The organism is Phytohabitans sp. LZ39 (genome assembly GCF_059359075.1).
Genome location: NZ_JCADBM010000061.1, coordinates 1 through 1,035, shown reverse-complemented (window position 1 = coordinate 1,035; position 1,035 = coordinate 1). Strand labels below are relative to the sequence as shown.

The window sequence follows — 1,035 nt, the reverse complement described above, 5'->3', positions numbered from 1 at the left end:
CCCGACCACCTCGTGGCCACGGCCCAACAGCTCCTCCACCACGTAGCCACCGATGAAGCCGGCCGAGCCGGTAACCAGGACCTTAGCCACTAGCGCTGTTCTCCTTTTCCAGGGTTGGGTCGGCCGGCGTGGTCTCCGCCGTGCCGCGGCGTGCCGCGATCTGCTCGGCCGACAGCCTGCGGCCGTACGCGAAGAAGTACCACTTGAGGTACGAGGGCATGAACCGCCCGAGGTCGAAACGGGACTCGCCGAGCTGACGGTCGAGCCAGATCGTGGGGATCTCGGCCACGGGCAGCCGCAGCCTGTTGGCCTTGGCGGTCAGCTCCAGCCCGATCTCGAAACCGGTGCGCGACTCGATCCCCACCTGGCGCACGAACTCGGTGTCGTACGCCTTGAAGCTGTTGGTCGCGTCGCGCGTGCCCACCCGGGCGAACCAGTGCAGCGTGCGACCCGCCCAGCGGGACATCATCCGCTTGAACCGGGGGCCGCCCACCTGCTGCCCACCGGGCATGTACCGCGACGCGGCCGCCACGACCACACCCCGGTCGACGAGCCGGGCGAGGTCGTCGATCTGCCGCGGGTCGTCGGAGCCGTCGGCCATCGTGACCACCGCGACGGGCGCGGTCGCCGAGTCGATGCCGAAGCGGATCGCGTTGGCCGGGCCCCGCCCGTACGTGTTGAGCACGGTGCGGACGCGCGGGTCGGTGCGGGCGACCTCCTGCGCGTACGGCACCGTGGTGTCTTCCGGCATGTCGTGCACGACGAGCACCTCGGCCGGCAGCAGCACCTCACGGAGGATCCGGTCGAGGCACCGGACGATCGACTCCCCCTCGTTGTAGACGGGGATCACCACCGACACGCGGGGCGTGATCGTCATATCTTCACGCCTTGGCCGGTGAGCCCCCACATGTCCACCACCGGCGTCGCCGTCTCGAGGGCCGTGTACTCCTGGTGTGGGCAGGCGATGACGAGCAGGTCGGCCTTGGCCAGCACCTCGTCGAGCGATACGAAGCGCTCGTCCTTGATGTGCGGATC

Annotated in this window: 2 protein-coding genes; both read right to left on the bottom strand. The window is 69.5% G+C overall.

Annotation, left to right across the window (positions count from 1 at the left end; translation table 11 throughout):
• Nucleotides 1-90: NAD-dependent epimerase/dehydratase family protein (locus AC5L36_RS45340; protein WP_441225317.1), on the bottom strand; the 90-nt coding region annotated here is incomplete at its 3' end.
• Nucleotides 83-877 carry a glycosyltransferase family 2 protein gene (locus tag AC5L36_RS45335; protein WP_441225315.1) on the bottom strand — a complete coding sequence of 265 codons (795 nt, stop codon included), beginning with the start codon at nucleotides 875-877 and terminating at the stop codon, nucleotides 83-85. The genes AC5L36_RS45340 and AC5L36_RS45335, both read right to left, overlap by 8 nt.
• Nucleotides 878-1,035 lie beyond the last annotated feature (158 nt).